The sequence below is a fragment of the Gammaproteobacteria bacterium genome, assembly GCA_013151035.1.
GTDB lineage: Bacteria > Pseudomonadota > Gammaproteobacteria > JAADJB01 > JAADJB01 > JAADJB01.
Genome location: JAADJB010000030.1, coordinates 23781 through 46063 on the forward strand (window position 1 = coordinate 23781; position 22283 = coordinate 46063).

A 22283-nucleotide genomic window follows, 5' to 3' on the forward strand; every position below is an offset into this window, starting at 1 on the left:
ATATAATAAAGTCTATTGTAAGTGCCCAGTGCCTCCAAGTAAATTTACTCTCCCTTAAATCCACTGTACTGATATAATCACAGCATGGCGAAAAAGAACAAAAAGACCGGCGCACCCTCCAACACCATTGCACTCAACCGCAAGGCAAGGCACGACTACCATATCGAAGAAAACTACGAGGCCGGTCTGGTGCTGAATGGCTGGGAGGTCAAGAGCATGCGTGCCGGACGGGTACAGCTTAAAGAAGCCTACGTCATCATCCACCGGGGTGAGGCCTACCTGCATGGCTGCCACCTCTCCGCATTAAGTAGTGCATCGACCCACGTCAACCCTATCGCCACCCGCAATCGCAAGTTACTGCTACACCGCAAGGAACTGGATAAATTAATTGGTGCCGTCGAACGCAAAGGTTACACCCTGATCCCCCTCGCCCTGTACTGGAAACATGGACGCGCCAAACTGGATGTAGGCCTCGCCAAGGGTAAACAAGAACACGATAAACGCGCAACCAAGAAAGATCAGGACTGGAAACGTGAGAAACAACGCATTATGAAAGGCAAGCAGCATTGATCCTGGTGCGCAATGCACACCCTACCGATTTGTGCTAAAATATACTTGTTACCAATAGGGGACGACTTGGCTTCGACGCGGGTTGCGAAACTTGAGGTGCATGCCGAGGGACAGAATTACCTCGTAAATCCAGTCTGTAAACTTATAGTTGCCAACGACGACAACTACGCACTAGCTGCTTAAAAACCAGTGTAGTGCCTTCGGCCTGATGTGTGTCTGTACGCTCAGATCACCGGAGTCATCCCATACAGAATCGCGATGAAGCACGTTCAGGGTGGATTCGCTAAAACTTAACTGAACTCGCTGTTTGTCTTCCCTGCCCGTCGGGTAGCAAACCGTTAAACTTAAAGGCGCGGATAAGCATGTAGAGCCAACAGCAGAGGATCTGCGGACGCGGGTTCGATTCCCGCCGTCTCCACCAAAAGCACAAAATGTCACCGTTATGGTGGCTTTTTTATTGCTCGCGTTAAGGCATTACTAATTCAATTTAACGGCTACTTTCAAGTGATTTTATCCCTTGATTCAGCAGTAAATATCTGGAGCGGCTTTTCATCGAACAGAACGTATTCAAGTATGGGAGGCATCCATAGTTAAAACAACTTACCCGTCGGCAGATAACGCCACTGACCCGGCGGCAACTTACCCATTGATATACTTCCAATACGAATACGCTTCATAGCTACCACCGTTAAGCCAACACTCTTACACATAAACGCAATCTGCTCAGCGCGTGCCGATTTAAGGGCAAAGCGCAGACGAATCTCACTTTGTCGACTAACCTTGGTTTTAGGAATAGTCCAGTTATTAAGCATCATTGGGCCATTCAACTTGGCTAGCTGCTCAGGATCAATCTCGCTACTCACTTCAACAATATACTCCTGCTCGTTTTTTGTCGCATCATCCACCAGTCGACGTACCACTCGCCTATCGTTAGTAAACACCAATAGACCCGTAGCCCCCAATTCAAGTGGCGCGGTGACATTGAGCCGACCAAAGTGGCGTTTAAGCACGCGAATACCCGAGTCATCTTCCTTGGCATGGGTATCAGGGCCGATCAACTGCAACGGTGCAGCGGGATCACACACATCAAAACCCGTTGGCATATGTAGCAATAGCGTTACCGGAACAGCTTGCTCTAACGTTGCATCGGCATGCAACTCCACCTTCTGCTCCATCACCTTAAACTGTGGCTGTTCCACAACCTCACCATCTACCCGCACCCAGCCACCCTCAATATATTTCTGGGCCTCACCACGAGAGCATGCAATCAACTCAACCAGTCGCTTGTCCAGTCGTATCCGTTCACACATAGCCGTCACACAACAGCAGGATTATTTGAGGTAGCATAAAATATTTCATAATGCCCTTGCCTGTAATGATCGAAGATCTCTGGATGATAAACGAATATTGATGCGAGCATCTTTTTTGAATGCTGCCTCGGCAACAGCCTTATGTTGCTCAATCTGTTGTTTAGCATTTTTTGACCGTAGAGTTATTAAATTCATCAATTACTTCCAGTAGCCATCTACCTTTTCCATCTCCATAAATATCAACCTGTACAGCCTTACCTCCACTTGATATGGCTTGGCTTAGTGACGACATTTTTACCTCGAATTCATCATTCATAGATATTACTCTAATTTCAAAAAAATATTTATTTTCGATGTTGTTGTATGGAATCAACACCATCCATTAACTCATCAAATAATTTACGTTTCTTAGTCATAACTTACCTCGCCTGGCTGCCCGTTCCTTTTAGATCGTACATCAGTGAATAATATATTCACTCAGATTTAATCCTTTGAATACAACGCTAACAACGGACCATAATCTCCCTGATCAGCATATCTCAATGCTGCTATATAATCATTTCTAATTTTAGAATCACTATTTAGGGAATCACCTTTCCAGTCAATCGATTTCTTTGCTAGAAGTTGCATCAAGACAGCATCTGCCATAATACGATGATGTAGACGCAACGCTAACTCATAAGGTGGATAAGTCTTATTTTTAATCCAGTACTGGGCATCTTCGAGCAATACCCTCAGTTGCTGAGATATTTGAACAGGATTGATACCAATATTTTTCTCTGTTTGACGAAATGTACCTGCCCAGTTCCATACATTGCCAAATAATTTCTCATGAAGCTTTCGTACAAACTGATTTGTAAACATATCGGTATGCTGAATACGGTTAAGCCAACGTAGACCTTCCTGTATATTAACATGCTCCATCTGATCCAGTTGCCCCCTGGTCGTGATATGAGGGAACTTGATTCCATTCATTTCATCTGGATCAAGTGGTGTTGCACCATCTGGATAGCCCATCATCGCTACCTATAGCTTCCATAGATCATTAGGCATTTCCCGTATGAGCTTCTCTTTTAAACGCAGGATCTCTGCTTTCAGCTCCTTTGGGGATAAAGATTGAGCCTCTAACACCATCTGAGTATCGACATACTGAGAAAGATGTCTGGCTTTAAGCTCTGCCTGTTTGCTAATCGATTCATCAATAGATGTATTAGGAACAAAACCATAGACCAGGTGACAATCCAATGCCTCAGCAGCCTCTTTAAGCTTATTGATAGTAATGCGTCCATCTACCTCTGCTTTTTCCAGATAAGCAGCGCCCGTACGGCTACTATTAAGATGCTTACTCAGGTCACTACCTGACATTCCCAGTGCTTTTCTGACCGATCTGATCCAGCCTTCTTTGGGAAACACCAACCTAGATAGTGATAGCGCAGCTGTATTAACCAGCGTAGTGTACTGTTCTCTAGCAAGTTGTTTATATGCATTAGCCATAATGATTTAACATATTGATACAATATATATCAAAAAGTATAGCTATATCAATACATATAGCAAGTAATATTGTTAAATTATATTAATAATCAATAGATAATGGCATTTATAGCCCTGACTGCCACAAGCCCTGTTAACAGGTGCTATAATCAGGTCTATACATTTATTGCCACCCCGAGGTCAATTCAATGCAAACCAAATTCTCTGAAGATGTTATCTCCCTCTCAGACCTCAAGGTCAATCCTGGAAAAGTAGTAAATCATGCCAACAATTCTCACCGCCCAATTTTGCTTACCAGTCGTGGCCGAGGTGTCGCTGTTGTACAGGGTCTTGAAGAATATGAAAAAAATCAGGAAGAAAGAGCATTCATGAAGGCGGTTGCTGAAGGCCTAATGGAAGTCAGGGAAGGCAAAGAACTGGAACTGGATGATGTAAAGAGAAAATTAGGTATTGAATAAGTGAAAATATTCATAGCCAATTCTGCATACAGTGATCTGGATGGCATTAAAGAATATTACGAGAATGAAGATGCCCTTACCGTTGGTACACAATTCTTAACGTCTATTATTGAGCACATCCAGACATTAGCCGATCACCCTGATATAGGAAGGGTTGTACCCGAGTTTGATGATGTAAAAATCAGGGAGCTTATTCATGTTCCCTTTCGAATTGTTTACCTGAGAGAAAAGAACTCAATTCATATTATACGAGTGTGGCGAAGCGAACGATTACTAAGCTTACCCTAATATTAAACCATGAAGCCAATCAACCTGAAACAGACACCGGATTACTTATGTAAATCGTATATTATGAAGTAACACGGGCAGTAACACAGTCTGAGATAGAATGTAAAAACTCTTTACAAATCAATAGATTACGATATATGTTCGATTGCAGCTGTCTCACAAAAAACATAAAAGGCCGCCAATGTGATAGCCTTTTTATTGAATAGCCTACAATGGATCAAGGGTACTATCCCCCTTTAATTCAGCAGGGATTTAACCCTGCTTATTTGCCCACTCTGCCTTGGTAAAGGCCTTAATACCTATTGCATGTAACTCACCAGTTTGAATCAAATTGTTCACCGTGGCATACACCATCTTCTGTTCATTCAGCATGCTTTTACCCTCAAAAATATCACTAATAACCGTACATTCAAGGTTACAGCCTTCTCCAGAAATAATGGCCTCAGCGCCTTCAATACCATCTTCAATCAGTTTTTTCACATCATCCGGGGACATAGTTATCTCAAAATTGTTTTACGAGCATGAATGGTACACTGCCTTGCCTATTTTTCAACCAGACTCCGCTCATGGGTTTGTGTTCATGCGAGTATAGGCCCCTAAAAGATCCACTCACAATCATCAACTTTTCTATTTCAATCTTAATTATCAGACTTTATGACTCTTTTTATCATCATATTCATGGGCTTCTAAGCAGATAACTGAAACACTAGACACATTACTAAGCAAAGCTGAGGAAAGCCAACTAAAGGATCTGCATGCTAAAATCAGTGAATTAACACTGAAGAATGATTTTTTAGCCAAAGCACTCAGACGATAAGTAAGGCTAAGCGCAAAAAAAGATTGATCGATATTCATTTTATAATCAAATCCCCTGAATACATTCATCCCAATAAGGCATACCCTGAAATCGTTTTACCAGAAAATCAACAAAGGCTCTAACACGTCTGGACAAATGACGTGTTTGTGGATAAATAGCATAGGCCTCTAATTCAAAGGGTTTGTAATCCTTGAGTATTGGAATCAGAGCACCACTTTCAATCTCTTTATATACGATAAAAGAAGGCACCAGAATGATACCCTTGCCTTCTACTGCGGCATCCCTGAGAAACTCACCTGTACTTGATTTCAGATATGGATGTATCCTTATCTTATGTACATCGCCTGCGCTATCAGATAAATGCCAGTGTTCGAAATCATGTAACAGGTTGTAAACAAGACATTGATGTTCTGTCAATTCATCCACTGTTTGTGGTATACCCTGGCTATCAAGGTAAGATGGACTAGCGCACATAACGGTTTTAATAGAAGTCAGACGACGTGCGATAAAACTTGAGTCAGGCAGATTAGCGATACGAATGGCAAGATCAAATCCTTCCTGCATTAAGTCCACTTCACGGTCATTAAAATCAAGATCAAATTCAATCTGTGGATGCGCCTGTAAAAACTCGTTAATAGCGGGGCCCATGTGCATAAGACCAAAACTGGAGGGGATGGCAACCTTCAGGCGGCCCTTTAATTCACAATGCGCCTGTGATGTTGCAAGCTCAGCTTCCAGTAAGTCTTCCAGTATGCGTACAGACTGATGATAAAAAGCACGGCCGCTATCCGTCAGGTTCATGCGTCGAGTGGTGCGGTGAAAAAGCTCAACACCCAGATGCCCTTCCAGCTCTTTCAGTCGTCGGCTCACCGCTGATTTTGCCACCCCCAGGCGGTCGGCGGCACCGCTGATGCTACCTGCCTCAACCACCCGAATGAAGGTATCCATATTATCAAAACGATTCATTACTCTCCTCCTTATTGTTGCCATAAAAAGAACAATTAATTCACATTATCAATGTTTATTCTTTATTTAACAACACTGATAATGCTCCCAACACAAGGAGAACATTATGAATACACAAGCGAGTCCTACTCGACTGATACCTGCGATGGAGATTACTGAAGGTGCAGGTGTCACCGTACACCGCACTATCGGTACCCCTGCCCTGCGTAATTATGACCCCTTCATGTTGCTGGATCATTTTAATAGTGATGACCCGGATGAATACATTGCGGGTTTTCCGTCACATCCGCATCGTGGCTTCAGCACCTTCACCTATATGATTGATGGTCAGATGGAACATCAGGATAGTATGGGCAATACGGGCAATCTTGGCTCCGGTGATGCACAGTGGATGAAAGCAGGCAGTGGCGTTATACACTCAGAGATGCCCAAACAGAAGGATGGTTTAATGCGTGGCTTTCAATTGTGGATTAACCTGCCAGCAATAAACAAGATGGATATGCCTGAATATCAGGAATTCCCTTCGACTGACTTCCCTGTGATAGAGACAATAGACTTCAATCTCAAATTACTCATCGGTCAATTTGGTGATATGCAGGCACCCATCCTGGATAATATTACCCAGGTATCGTATTTCGATGTGCAGGTAAAAGCAGGTAAAAATTTTCAGCATGCACTACCGGAAGAGAACAATAGTTTTCTGTATGTGTTTGAGGGTGATGGACAAGTCAATGGGCAGAAGATAGCATTACATACACTGATTGCACTCGGAACAGATGATAACAGAGCTGATTTTTTAGCCGGGAAACAGGGGGCACGATTTGTTTTGATTAGTGGCAAACCCATCAATGAACCCATTGTTCAATATGGCCCGTTTGTAATGAATACTCGCGCAGAGGTTGACCAGGCAATGCGTGACTTTAAGTCGAATAATCTTGTACATAATCATGGGTTAAAAAAATGACTGTAAAATTTAAAACCGTTAAGGACGAATTTGTCCGCGTAGAATCAGGGTTCAGAAACTGGATTACTCAGGATGGTCGTGCAGGCCCGAGTGGAGACAGTGGTTTCATTGCTGAACCGGGGCGTTATCATCTTTATGTTTCATACGCTTGCCCCTGGGCACATAGAACTCTGATTTTTCGTGCATTGAAAGGGCTAAAAGATGTGATCTCGGTATCCATCGTTCACCCCCTGATGCCAGAAAAGAGCTGGGTATTCGGTGAGTATCCCGGCGCGACAGAGGATCATGTCAACAATACTGATTATTTATATCAAAACTACCTGATAGCCGACGCCAACTTTGATGGCCAGGTTACCGTCCCTGTATTGTGGGATAAAGAACGTCAGACCATTGTGAATAATGAGTCTTCAGAAATCATTCGTATGTTCAACTCTGCCTTTGATAATTACGCAAGGGTTGAGGTGGATTTTTATCCTGAACCATTACGTAAAGAGATTGATGAAATCAATAACCTCATATATAACAACATAAATAATGGCGTATACCGTGCTGGATTTTCAACCACGCAAAACGCCTATAACAAGGCCTTTGATCGCTTGTTTAACACTATGGATGAACTGGAAGAACGATTGTCAAAACAACGCTATCTTGTTGGTGATCAAATCACAGAGGCAGACTGGCGTTTATTCACCACTCTGGTACGTTTTGATGCCGTCTATTACAGCCACTTCAAGACCAACAAAAAACGACTAATGGATTACCCGAACCTATGGCCCTACACGCGCGAACTTTATCAGGTACCCGGCGTAGCAGAGACAGTCAACATGGATCACATCAAACACCACTACTTTGCTAGTCATCACTTAATTAATCCGACCGGGATTATCCCAAAGGGACCGGACATTGACTTTTTACAGCCCCATAAGCGGGAAAACCTATCTTAACAAAACAAAGGAGAACATTATGTCAAAAGCACTAAACCCACAAAACGCACCCTACACCGTTAATGTTGAGCAGGGAAAAACTTATTACTGGTGTTCCTGTGGCCGCAGTAAGAGTCAGCCCTATTGCGATGGTTTACACAAAGGTACAGATTTTCAACCCAAGTCCTTTAGTGCAGAAAAAACAGAAACCATACATTTGTGTGGTTGTAAAAAAACCGGAACCGCACCATTCTGTGATGGTAGTCATAACCAGAAATAACAGATATGGAGCATTGCACAAAGCACATGACTCAAAATAATACAACTGAAAAACTCAGCCTGATTCAGGTTATATCAATGGGCGTGGGAGGTATGGTAGGCGGTGGAATATTTTCAGTGCTGGGGCTCGCTATTGTTCAGGCAGGTCATGCAGCACCCATCGCCTTCTTACTGGGTGGCATTATTGCGCTATTAACCGGGCTCTGCTACGTCAGACTAGGCATCACATTTCAATCAGGTGGTGGCAGTTTTACTTTTCTTGAAAAGGCCTTTTCTTCACCCTTTGTTGCTGGAATAGGTGGCTGGCTACTACTCACTGGCTATGTAGGCACCATGGCACTCTATGCCTATACCTTTGCTGTTTATGGATCAGCCATGCTGGGTAGCAACGGTGACAATTCAGCCATGCATCACTTGCTGGAATCACTGGTATTACTGAGTTTTTTAGGTATCAATCTATACGGTGTAAAGGCCAGTGGAAATAGTGAACTAATTATTGTCACCATCAAGGTATTAATCCTTTCGCTATTTGCCACTATCGGATTATTCTATGCCAGAGCAGACCATCTGCTACCTGTTTTTAATCAGGGTTACTCGGGGGTCATTATGGCTGCCGCACTTATTTTTGTTGCCTATGAAGGTTTTGAGCTAATCCCCAATGCCATTAATGAAATGGAAGATCCCGAAAATAACTTACAAAAGGGGATTATGATTTCAATTATTATTACTATCTTTATTTATGTCTTGGTCTCTCTTGTTGCAGTAGGGAATTTATTACCTGAAGAAATCATAAAATATCAGGAATATGCACTGGCAGAAGCAGCCAGACCCTTCCTCGGTCATGCGGGTTTTGTTTTGATTGGTGTCGCAGCCCTGTTTTCAACGGCATCAGCGATTAATGCAACACTTTTTGGTACAGCCCGATTAGGTATGGTAATGGCCCGTGAAAAAGCCCTGCCAGCTGTTTTTGGTTTTCGCCGCCAGCAAAATAATATTCCATGGGTAAGTTTAACTATTATCACAGCCACCACACTGGTCTTTGTCAACCTAAGTAATCTTAATATTATTTCCTCTTTCGCCAGCGCAACTTTTTTGTTGATCTTTGCCAGCATTCATCTATCTGCATTTCGGCTCAGAAAAATAATTAACATACATCCAGCCATCCCCTTAATCGGTCTATTACTCACTGTCTCTTCATGGCTAGCTTTAATTATTTATTTATGGCAATCAGATAAAGATAGTCTGATATGGATCGGGGGTTTTTATATCGGTATTTTCCTGGCAGAAATCCTGTTTAGCCAGCGTCGATGTATTTGCAAACCTCAGTAGAAAAATAAAGGTAAAACTTTCTGTTGACAAAACACACAGAAACATCGACCATCGAGACATGAATACATTTACCCGCCACTCCGTAATTCGATGCATGTGCGTGCTACCTCTATGGCAGTCCCCGCAGTGGCCTTCTGTTGTGTTTTAAAACCCATACAGAAAATAGTTTTTCATCAGGCCACTACCTAAAAGATAGTGGCCTTTTTTATTGTTAATCTTTCACTCACTGGAGAAAAGACGTGTCTGTCCCTGCTGCTTATATCATTGTCATACTTGTATGGAGTACAACACCACTTGGCATTAAATGGAGTAGCGCTGGAATTGGCTATGAGTATGGTGTTGCCCTGCGTATGATCATTGGTTTGTTTGCATTGATAATGATTGCTCGTCTACAGCGTCTACCGCTACCCTGGAACAGACAGGCAAGATACCTTTACATCGTCAGTGGTTTATCATTATTCCTGACCATGGCTTCTGTCTACTGGGCAGCACAATATATTCCGTCTGGATGGATTTCAGTTATATTTGGTCTTTCACCTGTTTTAACCAGCATCTTCGCTATGTTAATTCTGCATGAAAGCACCTTCACCCCTGGACGTATCTTTGGTATGTTACTCGGATTAAGTGGGCTGATAGTCGTGTTTATAGAAGGCCTGAGCATTTCAACCGCCGCCCTGGCAGGCGTTGCCGCAGTAACGTTTGCTGCATCGGCACAATCTCTTGGTGCGGTTATTATCCGTAAGTTGAAGCCCGATATACCCGCTATTTCTATTACTATTGGGAGTCTGATTGTTGCTACGCCATTATTTTTTGCTAATGCCTTTTATAATTCTAACTGGCCACAAACCTGGCCACAGCAATCTGTCATGGCCATTGTTTACCTGGCCATTTTGGGTACTGCACTCGGCTTTCCTCTCTACTATTATCTGCTAAAAAACATTAATGTGGAGCGAGTCGCGTTGATCACCCTGATTACACCTGTCATGGCATTATTACTGGGGGCTGCGATCAATAATGAGGAAATTGGTTCTCAAGTATGGTTTGGTACCGCCCTGATTTTAAGCGGACTAGCGATTTATGAATATGGCAAGTATTTACCTTTCAAAAAGAAATGGCAGATACGTTGGAAACAATGGCCACTTTAAAACAGGCTACTGTTCAACCACATGTGGGTTACGATACTGGCGGCATAGCCCAGTGCAATAACGGGTGACCACTTCAGATGACCAAAGAAGGTATATTTACCACGTGCCTGCCCCATCAATGCCACGCCTGCGGCTGAACCAATGGATAACAATGAACCGCCAACACCGGCGGTCAGGGTAACCAGTAACCACTGACCTGTCGACATATCCGGATTCATCGTCAGCACGGCAAACATCACTGGAATATTATCAACAATTGCCGAGATCACACCGACGGCAATATTCGCACTGGTGGCACCCCATTGGTTATACATCACATCCGAGATCAGTGCCAGGTAGCCAAGGAAACCCAGCCCACCCACACAAAGAACAACACCATAGAAAAAGAATAGAGTATCCCACTCCGCACGCGCGATCTTATTGAAAATATCAAATGGGACGGCACTGGCCTTGTGTCCCTCAGCATCCACCACCTGACTCATGGCATTTACACACTTGTAATTGGTCTTTTTTAGGTAAAAACCAAGTAATTGTAGATAACCTAAACCGGTGAGCATACCTATTACGGGTGGTAGACCAAGGAAATTATGGAAACTGACTGCGGTAACAATAGTCAACAGAAAAAATATAACAATACGTTTGGCACCGCGCTTCATCATCACAGTATCTTCTGTCGTCGCGGGTCTTTCATCAGGGATAGAAAAATGCATGATTGCCGCAGGAACAATAAAATTAACCATTGATGGAACAAACAAAGCAAAGAAACCCCAGAAGTCGACCATGCCTTTTTGCCAGACCATCAATGTGGTGATATCACCAAAGGGACTGAATGCCCCACCGGCATTGGATGCCACCACAATATTAATACAGGACAAGGTAACAAATTTAGGGCTTGATGCACCCACTGCCAATACGACGGCACACATTAATAATGCCGTGGTAAGGTTATCCGCTACCGGGGAGATAAAGAAGGCAAGGAAACCCGTGAGCCAAAAGAGCTGACGAAAACCAAAGCCTTTCTTGATTAACCATGACCGCAGGGCATCAAAGACCTGACGTTCTTCCATCGAGTTAATATAGGTCATCGCCACCAGCAAGAAGAGCATTAATTCCGAATACTCCAGCAGGTTATGGCGCACCGCTGCCTCAGCAGCATGGGACATACCATGGCTGGTATAAACCCAACCTATCAAACCCCAGATAATACCTGCCGCAAGAATAACCGGCTTGGATTTACGCAGATGGGTAAATTCCTCTGCCACAACAAGAATATAGGCGATGGCAAAAATCATGATTGAGGTATAACCGACCCAGCTATCCGTCAGATTCAGGAGTTGTCCCCCGGCCTCATTAGCCATTGCATTAATGGGCACAAGTAAAGAGAGGATGGTTGTAACACACAGAGCCACCAACGAGCTTGATTTATTATTCATTTTTATTTCCTAGAAAACGATATTCATCATAACCATCATCACAACTAAAAACAGCACAGTCATGATTCCGCCAGCCTTCAAGAAATCGGCCACACGATAGCCCGCTGGCCCCATAATCAAGGCATTGACCTGATGGGTGGGAATTAAGAAAGAGTTAGAAGTAGCAATAGCAACAGTCAAGGCAAACACCGCAGGATTCGCCCCCGCACCAATTGCAATATTAACCGCGAGCGGCACCAACAATACAGTGGCACCCACATTCGACATCACTAATGTAAAGAAGGTTGCCAATACAGCAATCGCTGTCTGAATCACCCATATTTCCTGATCACCCACAACATACAAAACCTGGTCAGCAATCCATTTAGCGGTACCCGTGGTCTCCACTGCCAGCCCAAGAGGAATCAGGGAGGCCAACAGGAATACCGTTTTCCATGAAACCGCTTCGTAGGCCTCTTCTATCTTCAACACACCTGAAAGCACCATACCCATAGCACCCGTCAATAGCGCTACCGACAAACGAATATCAGTAAACAACACCATAAATAACGCAATACCAAAGAAGATCATTGCCGGTAGAATCTTGTTGGGTCGGACTTCCTCCTCATGCGGGTATTCGGTCGTCACGACAACAAAATCATTATCCTTTTCGATACGCTCCAACGCTGTCCATGCCGTATGAACCACCAGCGTATCACCTGCCTGAAAGGGATTATTGCGTATATCATCACCCTCACGCATGGTTTTGCCATTACGATGCAGACCAATCATAGCGAGACCATAGGCCTTACGCATCCAGACATCACGCGCTGTTTTTCCAATCAATCTTGAACCTGGCGGTATAACCACCTCGGCAATACCGGCCTTTATGCTCGAAAGTGCATCAGAAAATGAACGTAGCTCACTGCGCTTTTTAAGTGCATACTTTTCAACAAAATGAGAAAGCACCTGGGGATCAGCGATAACGCCCAGCACCATACCAGACTCAATCTCTGTATCCCTGGCGATGGTTCCCGGCCCCAGGCGAGATGCCCCACCCGCATGCTTACTAGCAATTATACGCACACGATAAACCGTTTCAACATCATCAAGATGCATACCAATGATTGCACTGCCATCAGTCACCACCAATTCAGATAATGCGTAGTCCACACCATAAACATCGTGAAAATAGCGCATCGGATCACTACCACTGGTACTGCTCTCACTTTTAGTCTTTGGCAACACAAAACGACCCGCCAGAACAAAATAAATAATACCGGTAACAATCAGGGCAGCACCCACCGGAGTCACAGAGAACAAACCCCAGGTATCCATCTGCTGATCCGCAGGCAGAGCCTTATTCGAGGTTAAAATCAGGTCATTCAACAAAATTAGTGGACTTGATCCCACCATAGTCATGGTGCCACCCAGAATGGCAGTGAAACCCATAGGCATCAACAGGCGGGATAATGGAATACCGGAACGCGCTGATATACGAGAAACCACGGGCAAAAAGAGTGCCGCAGCACCCACATTCTGCATAAATGAAGATATGAAACCAACGGTTGCGGAGATGATCGGGATTATTCGTTTTTCGGTGGTACCACCTGCCTTCAGGATAAAGGCCGCCACCTTACTCATAATGCCCGTCTTATCAAGACCTGCACCGATAATCATAACAGCAATAATTGACATCACCGCATTGGATGAAAAGCCATCAAACAAGTGTTTATTGTCTACTAAACCCTGTTCCAACCCCATAAAAGGTGCCAATAGCGAGGTCAGTCCCAACAGCACCATAACAGTTGCTGCCGCAACATCCACACTAACAATTTCAAAAGCAAAAAGATAAATAGTAAGAACCAGCACAGCACTCACCCAGGCTATTTCAATCGTGGGCACCACGGTAGCAAGAAAGAATGCAAATGCTGTAAATATTATGGCTGCAATAATCTGTTTTGGACTAAAAACCCCTGGCGTTACAATTGTTTGCTCTTCATCAGCAAGTTTATTCATTATTTCACTCTTCTTAACTATTTTAGAATTTGGTTATTTATATTGGACCGGTACAGCTGGCTACCTGACCTGATCACATCACCTTAAATGACGAGTAGGCCTTTTCACTGACAACGCCGAAGTGCTATCCTCAATCAGCACCATAGGCACAAGCAGACGATTATACCGTTTTGGAATCACATCTTCTATAAGTGCCTTCGCAACAGAATCGTCAGGCATTGCGACCACAAAGATCAGTGCTGACTGATTACTGATATAGTCGGTAATATCCTCAACAGCATTTACCCCGAATTGAGTCCGTTGACAATCAATACCAGCCTCATAAATATGATTTTCCAATACTGAGATATTGATCATGTCAACCGGTCCGTGAATAAGCAGCTCAATCCTGGCATTTTGCCGTAAGCAGGTCTCAATGACATAATTAAGCGGTGCTCCTAGCCCCCTGCCATCGCTGATTAAAGCAATACGTTGAGCCCCCGGTTTTTTTACCAGATGCAAAGATGGAGAAGAAGGTTGATCCTGCTTTTCTATGACAGCCCCCAACGTCTTCATTTTCTCATCCATAGAGAGAAACTCACCGGCATATTGAGAACCTAAACCAGACAACAAATTTTTCCAATAACCCGCTGATTTTTTCATCATGTTAACTCCATAATAGAGGTGCCTTTAACTCATACATTCGCCTTACTCCACTATGTTATTGCAAAGTATATGCCAGAACCAATAAATCACAAGCAATTGATTTAAATACAAATAATATAATATAACTCACAACAGGCGTTGCAATATGAATCATCATTTACAGGGAAAACCGCTGGAACACTAGAAAATGCACCGAATAGCAAAAACTGCTAGTATTGTTTCAAATTGAAACAGTATGTTGCGTTTTGTTATGGTCAATATTGTTAATACAGGCAGTTTACGTGGGAAAATCACCCGTGCGTATATCGTACTCGTTAGCGGTATTGTCATACTGGGCATCATCGCCTTACTGGATCTGTTATTTCTTGAACGACAGGTCATTGAAGGAGAAGTGGTTTCTAATCTGCGGGACGCCATCCTGGAAATGCGGCGCGAAGAAAAAAATCTATTTCTCTACTCAAATAGAAAGACCTTGTCCAGCATCAATGAAAATGCAGCCATATCACTAAGTATCTTGAAACAAAACAAGGCAACCTTGAGTTCAATTATGCAAGAATCGAACTTGGCAACAATGGTAGCAAATCTACAACATTATCGTAGCCAATTAGACAACTGGCAGCAGTCATCCGGCATAGAGCAACAACGCCTCAATGAGGAGATAAGAGATATTGGTCATCAGATTAATCTATCCGTAGAATCAATATCAAGGCAGGAACGCCAACGGCTTAAAGTGGCCGTACAGGAATCCCAATGGTTCTTATTCATATCCTTGTTTATAATTGGATTGGCTATTTACATCGTTGGCCATCAACTCAGACGTGTAGCATTAACCCCTCTCAAACTGTTGGAATCACGCTTAACAGCCATTGCCCGAGGAGAACTCAATCATATCGAATCACCATCAGATGATCGTGAGTTCATCACCTTCACCAATGTCTTCAATCAGATGTTAAAGGAACTGGAGATCCATCAGAAACGCACCTTGCAATCTGAAAAACTGGCAGCCCTGGGCATACTCTCCGCAGGTGTTGCCCATGAGCTAAATAACCCACTTTCCAACATTTCATCATCCTGCCAGTTACTTATGGAAGAACTCAATAGCGCTGATCAAAAACAACTGAACATCTGGCTGAAACAGATTAATAATGAGACCGAACGCGGACGAAATATAGTCAGAAGCCTGCTCGATTTCGGCAGTCAACGGGTCTTTCAAAGAACCCCCCTAAAATTGCTGGATCTGATTAATGAGATCCAAACCATCATTCGCAAGACATTAGTGGAACATTCCACAATACTCACCATCAACATACCGGATGAACTAGTATTGCAGGTCGATAAACAACGTATTCAACAACTCTTTATCAACCTGATCCAAAATGCATTAAATGCCGGAGGGGAAAAAATGCACTTGCACATCAGCGCCCTCATGTATGACCCCGGAGTTAACATTGTCCCTGATGGTGCTGAGGTTGCTGGCAATCTAAAATGCCTCACCGACAACGAGGAGCAATTCATCGAGATATTAGTCACCGATGATGGGCCAGGCATGAGCAAAGAAACATTATCAAAGGTCTTTGATCCATTTTTTACTACCAGCGAACCTGGACAGGGTGTCGGACTGGGGCTATTTATTGTGCAAGAGATTGTCAATGAACATGATGGCTGTCTTGCCATCACCTCCCGCCCCGGAAAAGGCACCCAAGTGGCACTACTTTTTCCAGTTGGAGATAACAGATGACTCAAACAGTGGATACTAGCAGAAAGATCCTGATCGTTGATGATGAGGCAACGGCAGTGGAAAATCTTGCCCATGTCTGTCGCAAGGAAGGTTATGAGGTTATCACCCGTACCACAGGCATGGGTGCCATCGAGGTATTGGAGAAACAACCATTCGATGTCATCCTGACTGACCTACGCATGGAAAAAATAGATGGTATGGCAATACTTCAACGCGTCAGAGAACTGGAACTGGAAAGCGCAGTCATTCTAATCACAGGTTATGCCACACTGGACTCCGCAGTAGAGGCTATGAAGGCCGGTGCCTTTCACTATATCGCCAAACCTTTTCGCCTGAATGAGGTACGTGAGGTTATTCGCAATGCCATAGAACTGGTTCGGTTGAAACAGGAAAATCGGCGATTAAAAAAACAACTCGTTAATAACAATGATGTCTCCATCATCACTCAAGATGCCTTCATGCAACGGCTGTTAGAGATGACACGACAGATCGCGCCTACCGATACCAATATACTGATAACCGGAGAGAGTGGAACCGGCAAAGAACTACTAGCTCAATTCATCCATGATCACAGCACTCGGGGGAAAGAGGTGTTCCAGGCAGTCAACTGTGGGGCACTACAGGAAGATCTCCTTGCCAATGAATTATTTGGTCACGAAAAAGGGGCTTATACCGGGGCAACCGAAGCACGAGCAGGCATTATCGAGGCCGCTGATAATGGCACTCTTTTTCTCGATGAGATTGCCGAGATGTCGATTGGAATGCAGGTGAAATTATTGCGCGTCATTCAGGAAAGAAGCGTCCAACGACTGGGTTCAACCCGTTCGATCCCGGTCAACATTCGTTTGATTACTGCAACACATCGTAATTTACTTGCCGAGGTCACCGCTGGCCGTTTTCGGCAGGATCTTTATTATCGTCTTGATGTATTAGGATTACATCTTCCACCATTAGCAGAACGCCGTGATGACATCCCTCTTCTTGCCTTCCACTTTTTGCGTAAACATGCCACACGCATGGGGCGTGCCGTCGAGGATATTGAACCTGCCGTAATAGATATATTGATTGACTATGACTATCCGGGAAATATCCGCGAGCTTGAAAACATTATAGAACGTGCAGTAACACTGGCTCAAGAAGGCAAACTCACCCTAGCCAATTTACCTGTCACGCTGATAGAGCATGCGGTACATGTCGTGCGTGAAGAGGCTGGACGGCTACCGACTCTGATTGAACGTGAAGCGGATTATATCCGTTATGTGCTCAATCGAAGTAGGCAAAATCGCACGCAAGCAGCAAAGATCCTCGGTATTGACCGTGTTTCACTGTGGCGAAAATTAAAAAAATATGGTCTTGTTGAGGAAGACCGTAGTGAAAAATAATATTCCACTCAGACCCATAATCTATTTTAGCATCATTATCATTGTGCTCATTGCGGGTTACTTGCTCATTGAGCAAACAGGCGCACTGGCATTTTTTGAAAATAGTGACCAGTTAAAGACGTGGATCAAACAACAAGGTGCCAACGGACCTTTGCTTATTATTGGGTTAATGATGGCAGCTATCATTATGAGCCCTATCCCAAGCGCACCTATCGCCCTGGCTGCCGGCGCACTTTATGGTCATACTCTTGGCACCCTCTATATTGTCATTGGCTCAGTGCTTGGTGCCATTACCGCCTTCCTTCTTGCACGACTCAGCGGTATTGATATTACAAAAAAATGGCTGGATTCTACCTATGGAAATAAATTAAAAGGGTCGCAGAATATGTTGATGTTTATTGTTTTCATATCACGCCTACTACCCTTTATATCCTTTGATATGATCAGCTATGCTGCAGGGGTGACTTCATTAAGCTTCTGGCGTTTTGTTATTGCCACCCTTGCCGGTATTATCCCCGCCAGTTTTTTACTAGCACACTTTGGTAGTGAACTGGTATCCGCAGAGAATCACCGTATCGGCTTAACGATATTATTACTCGGCATCCTGTCCTTTATTGTTTTTGTTATCAAACGATTCCTAAGATGATATTGGTGCGTGGTACGCACCCTACCTATTTAACCGTGATACGTTCATAACTCACATCCGCAGGAGGGGCATCACCAAAATGCCAGTTACCATTGGCATCCCTCCACTTATAAACCGTAACAGAGACATCCGATGACCCACTATAAAGATCCGACACATCGGGTAGATCAGGCATGTCAGGAAGATCAGATAAAGCAGGCACCTTAAGCTGTTTCGGCATTGATATATCCGACCATTTTAATAATGGCTTACCATCCTTTAACGGTAATATAAAAGGAAAAATACCCACAATAACAACTAACACTACCAACATACGAATCATTTTATTCATATACCTCCCCCCTTACCGTAACTCAAGAGGCCTGGGTTGCTTCTCTTTAGCAGAGACCGTTGGCCGCATGGACGCGGCCATCGAGCCTACATGGATGTATTTACGGCGTGTCGATGATAAAGAGAAGTAACCCAGACCTCAAATTTACCAAGTATATTAACTAAAATGGCGCCTCCACCTCAATCTCCAAACGCTCAAAACTCAAAGGATGAGTAAAACATAATCTCTCAGCATGTAACATCAAACGCTCCGCATCTTTACCATACAGGCCATCACCCACAATTGCAGCATTCAATCCATCCCGATGTGAGGCATGCACCCGCAATTGATGAGTACGCCCTGTTTCCGGGTAAAACCAGACACGGGTTAATGCATCTTCCTGAGCAATCACCCGCCAACGCGTTCTAGCAAGCTTCCCATGTTCATAGCAAACCTGTTGTCGTGGCCGATCATCCAGATCAACACGCAAGGGTAGATCAATCACTCCCTCAAGCTGATCTATTGCCAGCACCCTGTCCAGTAATGCGACATACCGTTTCTCTATACTCCGTTGTAAAAACTGCTTTTGCAAGGCCTTATGCGTACGTCTATTCTTTGCCACCAGCAACAAACCGGATGTTGCCATATCCAATCGATGCACCAGGGTCAGTTCAGGACAATCAGCATAACGCTGTTGCAGACGCGTGTAGACAGAATCAGACACCACTTTACCCGGCACCGACAATAGACCAGAAGGCTTGTTCAACACCAGTAAAACGTCATCTTCATAGACTACACGCGGCTCATTCAGATCAACATTCAGCCCGAACTGCGCCTCTGCTTGAACCTCCAGACCACGCAACATAAAAGGTAATATTGGCCTGCATTTTCCACGACAAGCCGGATAAAAATGTGCATGATGGCGCACACCGCCCGATGGTGAAGTTCCCCACCAGAACTCTGCCAAAGCTATCGGTCGTAGCTTATGTTGATGGGCATAATACAACAGTTTGGGACCCGCACAATCGCCCGCCCCCGCGGGTGGCAAACCCTGCACAAAAAAATCAGTCATGGCACGCTGTTCTAGCAAACGATTCGTCAAACGGTACGTGGCACGAATCTTTTTATGCAAAATACGGGATTGATCGGTGCGCTGTTTCTTTAAAACCAGGATCTGTTGTTCAATAACATCCAGTTTGACCTGTAATAACTGAACCCTGTCAGCCCACATCTTTCGCGTCTCTTTTATCTCACGTTTATCCCGACAGCTTGCCAAGGACAATAAACTTAATCGTCTTTCTCTTGCCACATCATCGGCTATATCCTGTAACAAGACACGTTGTTGTTTTCGTTCCACCTTCGCCTGACGTTTTCGCTTACACAGATCATCCAGTGCCTGATCACGCTGCCCCTGCAAACAAAGCAATGTATTCAATAGTTCACACCGTTCCTGTGACTCTTCCAGGCATTGTATTTCCAATGCCAATTGCTGCAACCCCTGCTCCCCTGAAGATAAAAAAACAGCTTGTTCGGATATATCAAACACCGGGGGTACAAAGCCCGGTAACTGCCACTGCCCTGCTAACATACCTGAAAACCCCGCGATAAAGCCTATTTTTCTTGCCTCATCACACACCACCAGAACACCCAACATTTTGCCACCGTCATCGGCATCAAAATCATGCTGCCAGTCAGAAGGAGAGCGCAAGGATTGTTGTAACAACAAAGCCGCTTGTTTTGCCAAGGGATGGGGGGAATTAGAAAAGGGGTCAGGAAAACATACAGGTAGATCATCAAGGTCAGGTGAACAGGGAAAATAATGGATCATTAAGGGTTGCCTGTCTCTTGAGTTAACGGGATAGCACTGATAATGATATACTAGCGGAAACATCTCAATAAGGAAGCAATAAAATGGCTGAAACCATCGATGAACTAACTGTCAACTACACCGATAGCGGTCAATTAACCGTTAAAGAACTGGACAAGATCGTTCTAACCAAGGGCGCATGGTCGACGATCATCTTTCGTTATCAAGATCTGGATCGAAAAACAGAGGAATATGGCAAGGATAAATACACCATACGTCGTTATCAGAAACGCAATGGTGAGTACAACCAAAAGTCAAAATTCAATATTTCCAGCAAGGATCAAGCGGAAAAGATTATTGAAGCACTGCAAGGATGGATCAAGGACGCCGATTAAATAACCGGTGCGTACCACGCCCCTGCTCACCAGCGCGTGCTGCCTCAATCGCTGCATTCAAGGCAAGCAGGTTGGTTTGCTCGGATATACCACGAATAACATCCAGTACCACACTAATATTTTCAGTATCCGCTTCCAGCTTGTTAATTACCCCGGAGGCCTTTTCAACATCATTCGCCAATAGATTAATAGAAGCGATCGGCTGAGGTCAACTGACCGGCAGAGCATGAAATACTCTGAACAATACCTTGTAACTTGGCAACAAAGGTATTAAAGGCATCAACCAAACGACCAATCTCATCATTACCCGAGGCAATCAAGCGCTTGGTCAGATCCCCCTCACCCCGCGCCATCTCTTCCAGTGAATCGACCACATTAAGGATATTTTTCGTTACCAGACTACTAATAATCAGCCCCGATACAACCACAACGAGAGCAGCCAATAGACTGACGATCAAGCTCACATCAAAGGCCTCACGAGAGGATGCATCAACAGTCTGTATACTGTTAATGAATCGCTCATAACTGGCATCACGGAAAGAATTCAAGGTGCTACTAAAACTGTTCAAACTACCCCGCATCAAGCTGACTGACTTCAGCAAAGGCATTGTGCATAGCCTCCGCAAGCTCGTCGGTATCCTCCAACATATCCAGCTCAGCGGTACTCGCCGCTGTATTCATGGTCTCTTTAATCTGATCCAGACGCACCAGATTGGCATCAATACGCTCAAGGGTCGGGAAATAAACATCCTTAATATGATGCAACCTGACCGCATTACTGCTCGTCACACTATAATTAAAAACCAAATTAACGCTAAACCCGAGTACAGCGATAAGAACGATCAACAATATTTTGTAACGTATCGAAAGGGATCGGAGCCAGTTCATAAGCCAACCTCGGCATTGCAATAATTCCAGGAATCACCTGAGTTAACGGTCATAGATACAATCATTACTGGATATCCAGTACGACCTTTACAGAGTCATCAACCAAACTACTATCGATGTAACCAATACCTTCAGCATGACCCGCCACCCAGTCCTTGACGGCAGCACCATCATCAACCGATTCTGGCGGCACACCCTTACCGGAAAAGATCATTTTCGACCAGTAAGATTTCATCTGCGCGCTATTCTTACCCACCACTTTCTGATAAAACTGGCCACGATCAGCACTATCATACGATTGATCGATAGCCACCACCTTACCACCACCGGGAAATTTGCTTTTTTTACCCAGAAAGATTCGCTTCACAACACCACTACTCAAACTACTATCCGCATTGGATGGATGAACAATAACAGCCACACCCGCCAGTGCAGAAATACTGTACAGGCCAGCAAAAAGGAGACAAGCCAATGATAAAAATTTACGATAAACCATTA

27 protein-coding genes, 1 other RNA gene and 1 pseudogene are annotated in these 22283 nt (G+C 44.1%); 13 read left to right on the forward strand and 16 right to left on the reverse strand.

All coding sequences use genetic code 11. The annotated features are described in order from the left end of the window. The first annotated feature begins 84 nt into the window (after positions 1 to 84). Together smpB and ssrA are read left to right on the forward strand one after the other, a co-directional pair. A complete protein-coding gene (gene smpB, locus GXP22_06965; GenBank protein ID NOX09212.1) occupies positions 85 to 570 on the forward strand; it encodes an SsrA-binding protein SmpB in 486 nt (161 codons plus the stop codon). Positions 571 to 627: 57 nt separating this feature from the next. Beyond that, positions 628 to 991, forward strand: a transfer-messenger RNA (tmRNA) gene (gene ssrA / locus GXP22_06970). 169 nt (positions 992 to 1160) lie between these two features. Here ssrA and GXP22_06975 read toward each other — a convergent pair. From GXP22_06975 to GXP22_06990, 4 genes and pseudogenes are all read right to left on the reverse strand, one after another. Continuing rightward, positions 1161 to 1880, reverse strand: a complete 720-nt coding sequence (locus GXP22_06975; protein NOX09213.1) for an RNA-binding protein — start codon at positions 1878 to 1880, stop codon at positions 1161 to 1163. Positions 1881 to 1928: 48 nt separating this feature from the next. Then, a pseudogene (locus tag GXP22_06980) lies at positions 1929 to 2027 on the reverse strand (antitoxin). Between the two features lie 336 nt (positions 2028 to 2363). Next, on the reverse strand, positions 2364 to 2897 hold the full coding sequence (locus GXP22_06985) for a mobile mystery protein B (protein ID NOX09214.1): 534 nt from the start codon (positions 2895 to 2897) through the stop codon (positions 2364 to 2366). 9 nt (positions 2898 to 2906) lie between these two features. Then, positions 2907 to 3374, reverse strand: coding sequence for a mobile mystery protein A (locus GXP22_06990; GenBank protein NOX09215.1), 468 nt, complete (start codon positions 3372 to 3374; stop codon positions 2907 to 2909). A 188-nt stretch (positions 3375 to 3562) separates the two neighbouring features. Here GXP22_06990 and GXP22_06995 point away from each other — a divergent pair, with 188 nt between their 5' ends. Both GXP22_06995 and GXP22_07000 read left to right on the forward strand, forming a co-directional pair. Further along, positions 3563 to 3832, forward strand: coding sequence for a type II toxin-antitoxin system Phd/YefM family antitoxin (locus GXP22_06995; GenBank protein ID NOX09216.1), 270 nt, complete (start codon positions 3563 to 3565; stop codon positions 3830 to 3832). After that, positions 3833 to 4120, forward strand: coding sequence for a type II toxin-antitoxin system RelE/ParE family toxin (locus GXP22_07000; GenBank protein ID NOX09217.1), 288 nt, complete (start codon positions 3833 to 3835; stop codon positions 4118 to 4120). A 252-nt stretch (positions 4121 to 4372) separates the two neighbouring features. On the opposite strand, the gene GXP22_07005 is transcribed toward GXP22_07000, so the two are convergent. From GXP22_07005 to GXP22_07015, 3 genes are all read right to left on the reverse strand, one after another. Then, positions 4373 to 4615, reverse strand: coding sequence for a BolA/IbaG family iron-sulfur metabolism protein (locus GXP22_07005; GenBank protein NOX09218.1), 243 nt, complete (start codon positions 4613 to 4615; stop codon positions 4373 to 4375). A 150-nt stretch (positions 4616 to 4765) separates the two neighbouring features. Next, positions 4766 to 4975, reverse strand: a complete 210-nt coding sequence (locus tag GXP22_07010) for a hypothetical protein (protein NOX09219.1) — start codon at positions 4973 to 4975, stop codon at positions 4766 to 4768. Between the two features lie 7 nt (positions 4976 to 4982). Beyond that, positions 4983 to 5903, reverse strand: a complete 921-nt coding sequence (locus tag GXP22_07015; GenBank protein ID NOX09220.1) for a LysR family transcriptional regulator — start codon at positions 5901 to 5903, stop codon at positions 4983 to 4985. A gap of 106 nt (positions 5904 to 6009) precedes the next feature. On the opposite strand from GXP22_07015, the gene GXP22_07020 reads away from it, so the two are divergent. The 5 genes from GXP22_07020 (at position 6010) to GXP22_07040 (ending at position 10543) form a co-directional block, all read left to right on the forward strand. Then, entirely contained in the window at positions 6010 to 6867 is an 858-nt protein-coding gene (locus GXP22_07020; protein NOX09221.1) for a pirin family protein, read from the forward strand. Then, entirely contained in the window at positions 6864 to 7811 is a 948-nt protein-coding gene (locus tag GXP22_07025; GenBank protein NOX09222.1) for a glutathione S-transferase family protein, read from the forward strand. The genes GXP22_07020 and GXP22_07025 overlap by 4 nt, the downstream gene beginning before the upstream one ends. A gap of 19 nt (positions 7812 to 7830) precedes the next feature. Continuing rightward, entirely contained in the window at positions 7831 to 8070 is a 240-nt protein-coding gene (locus GXP22_07030) for a CDGSH iron-sulfur domain-containing protein (protein NOX09223.1), read from the forward strand. Between the two features lie 26 nt (positions 8071 to 8096). Continuing rightward, positions 8097 to 9398: an amino acid permease gene (locus GXP22_07035; protein ID NOX09224.1), complete on the forward strand. Its 1302-nt coding sequence runs from the start codon at positions 8097 to 8099 to the stop codon at positions 9396 to 9398. Positions 9399 to 9637: 239 nt separating this feature from the next. Then, positions 9638 to 10543 (forward strand): DMT family transporter, encoded by a 906-nt coding sequence (locus GXP22_07040; protein NOX09225.1) that lies wholly within the window; start codon positions 9638 to 9640, stop codon positions 10541 to 10543. Here the strand turns inward: GXP22_07040 and GXP22_07045 are convergent. The 3 genes from GXP22_07045 to GXP22_07055 form a co-directional block, all read right to left on the reverse strand. Further along, positions 10540 to 11976, reverse strand: coding sequence for a sodium:proton antiporter (locus tag GXP22_07045; protein NOX09226.1), 1437 nt, complete (start codon positions 11974 to 11976; stop codon positions 10540 to 10542). The two genes, GXP22_07040 and GXP22_07045, sit on opposite strands and share 4 nt — an antisense overlap. A 9-nt stretch (positions 11977 to 11985) precedes the next feature. Then, positions 11986 to 13974 carry an SLC13 family permease gene (locus GXP22_07050; GenBank protein NOX09227.1) on the reverse strand — a complete coding sequence of 663 codons (1989 nt, stop codon included), beginning with the start codon at positions 13972 to 13974 and terminating at the stop codon, positions 11986 to 11988. Between the two features lie 78 nt (positions 13975 to 14052). Next, entirely contained in the window at positions 14053 to 14619 is a 567-nt protein-coding gene (locus GXP22_07055; protein NOX09228.1) for a hypothetical protein, read from the reverse strand. 235 nt (positions 14620 to 14854) lie between these two features. Here GXP22_07055 and GXP22_07060 point away from each other — a divergent pair, with 235 nt between their 5' ends. Genes GXP22_07060 through GXP22_07070 form a run of 3 tightly spaced genes read left to right on the forward strand, consistent with a single transcriptional unit; the run spans position 14855 to position 18385 of the window. Then, positions 14855 to 16357: a hypothetical protein gene (locus GXP22_07060; GenBank protein NOX09229.1), complete on the forward strand. Its 1503-nt coding sequence runs from the start codon at positions 14855 to 14857 to the stop codon at positions 16355 to 16357. 8 nt (positions 16358 to 16365) lie between these two features. Beyond that, a complete protein-coding gene (locus GXP22_07065; GenBank protein ID NOX09230.1) occupies positions 16366 to 17739 on the forward strand; it encodes a sigma-54-dependent Fis family transcriptional regulator in 1374 nt (457 codons plus the stop codon). Further along, positions 17705 to 18385 carry a TVP38/TMEM64 family protein gene (locus GXP22_07070; GenBank protein ID NOX09231.1) on the forward strand — a complete coding sequence of 227 codons (681 nt, stop codon included), beginning with the start codon at positions 17705 to 17707 and terminating at the stop codon, positions 18383 to 18385. Before GXP22_07065 ends, GXP22_07070 begins: the two co-directional genes overlap by 35 nt. A gap of 25 nt (positions 18386 to 18410) precedes the next feature. On the opposite strand, the gene GXP22_07075 is transcribed toward GXP22_07070, so the two are convergent. Continuing rightward, a complete protein-coding gene (locus GXP22_07075; protein NOX09232.1) occupies positions 18411 to 18716 on the reverse strand; it encodes a DUF4124 domain-containing protein in 306 nt (101 codons plus the stop codon). 160 nt (positions 18717 to 18876) lie between these two features. Then, positions 18877 to 20523, reverse strand: coding sequence for an RluA family pseudouridine synthase (locus tag GXP22_07080; GenBank protein NOX09233.1), 1647 nt, complete (start codon positions 20521 to 20523; stop codon positions 18877 to 18879). 83 nt (positions 20524 to 20606) lie between these two features. Here GXP22_07080 and GXP22_07085 point away from each other — a divergent pair, with 83 nt between their 5' ends. Further along, positions 20607 to 20897, forward strand: coding sequence for a hypothetical protein (locus GXP22_07085; protein ID NOX09234.1), 291 nt, complete (start codon positions 20607 to 20609; stop codon positions 20895 to 20897). Here the strand turns inward: GXP22_07085 and GXP22_07090 are convergent. The 4 genes from GXP22_07090 to GXP22_07105 form a co-directional block, all read right to left on the reverse strand. After that, positions 20881 to 21096, reverse strand: a complete 216-nt coding sequence (locus GXP22_07090; GenBank protein NOX09235.1) for a hypothetical protein — start codon at positions 21094 to 21096, stop codon at positions 20881 to 20883. The two genes, GXP22_07085 and GXP22_07090, sit on opposite strands and share 17 nt — an antisense overlap. Further along, complete coding sequence (locus GXP22_07095; protein ID NOX09236.1) at positions 21083 to 21505, reverse strand: methyl-accepting chemotaxis protein; 423 nt, start codon at positions 21503 to 21505, stop codon at positions 21083 to 21085. The genes GXP22_07090 and GXP22_07095 overlap by 14 nt, the downstream gene beginning before the upstream one ends. After that, positions 21468 to 21785, reverse strand: a complete 318-nt coding sequence (locus tag GXP22_07100) for a hypothetical protein (protein NOX09237.1) — start codon at positions 21783 to 21785, stop codon at positions 21468 to 21470. The genes GXP22_07095 and GXP22_07100 overlap by 38 nt, the downstream gene beginning before the upstream one ends. Positions 21786 to 21849: 64 nt before the next feature. After that, on the reverse strand, positions 21850 to 22281 hold the full coding sequence (locus tag GXP22_07105) for a phosphate ABC transporter substrate-binding protein (GenBank protein ID NOX09238.1): 432 nt from the start codon (positions 22279 to 22281) through the stop codon (positions 21850 to 21852). Positions 22282 to 22283: the final 2 nt, after the last annotated feature.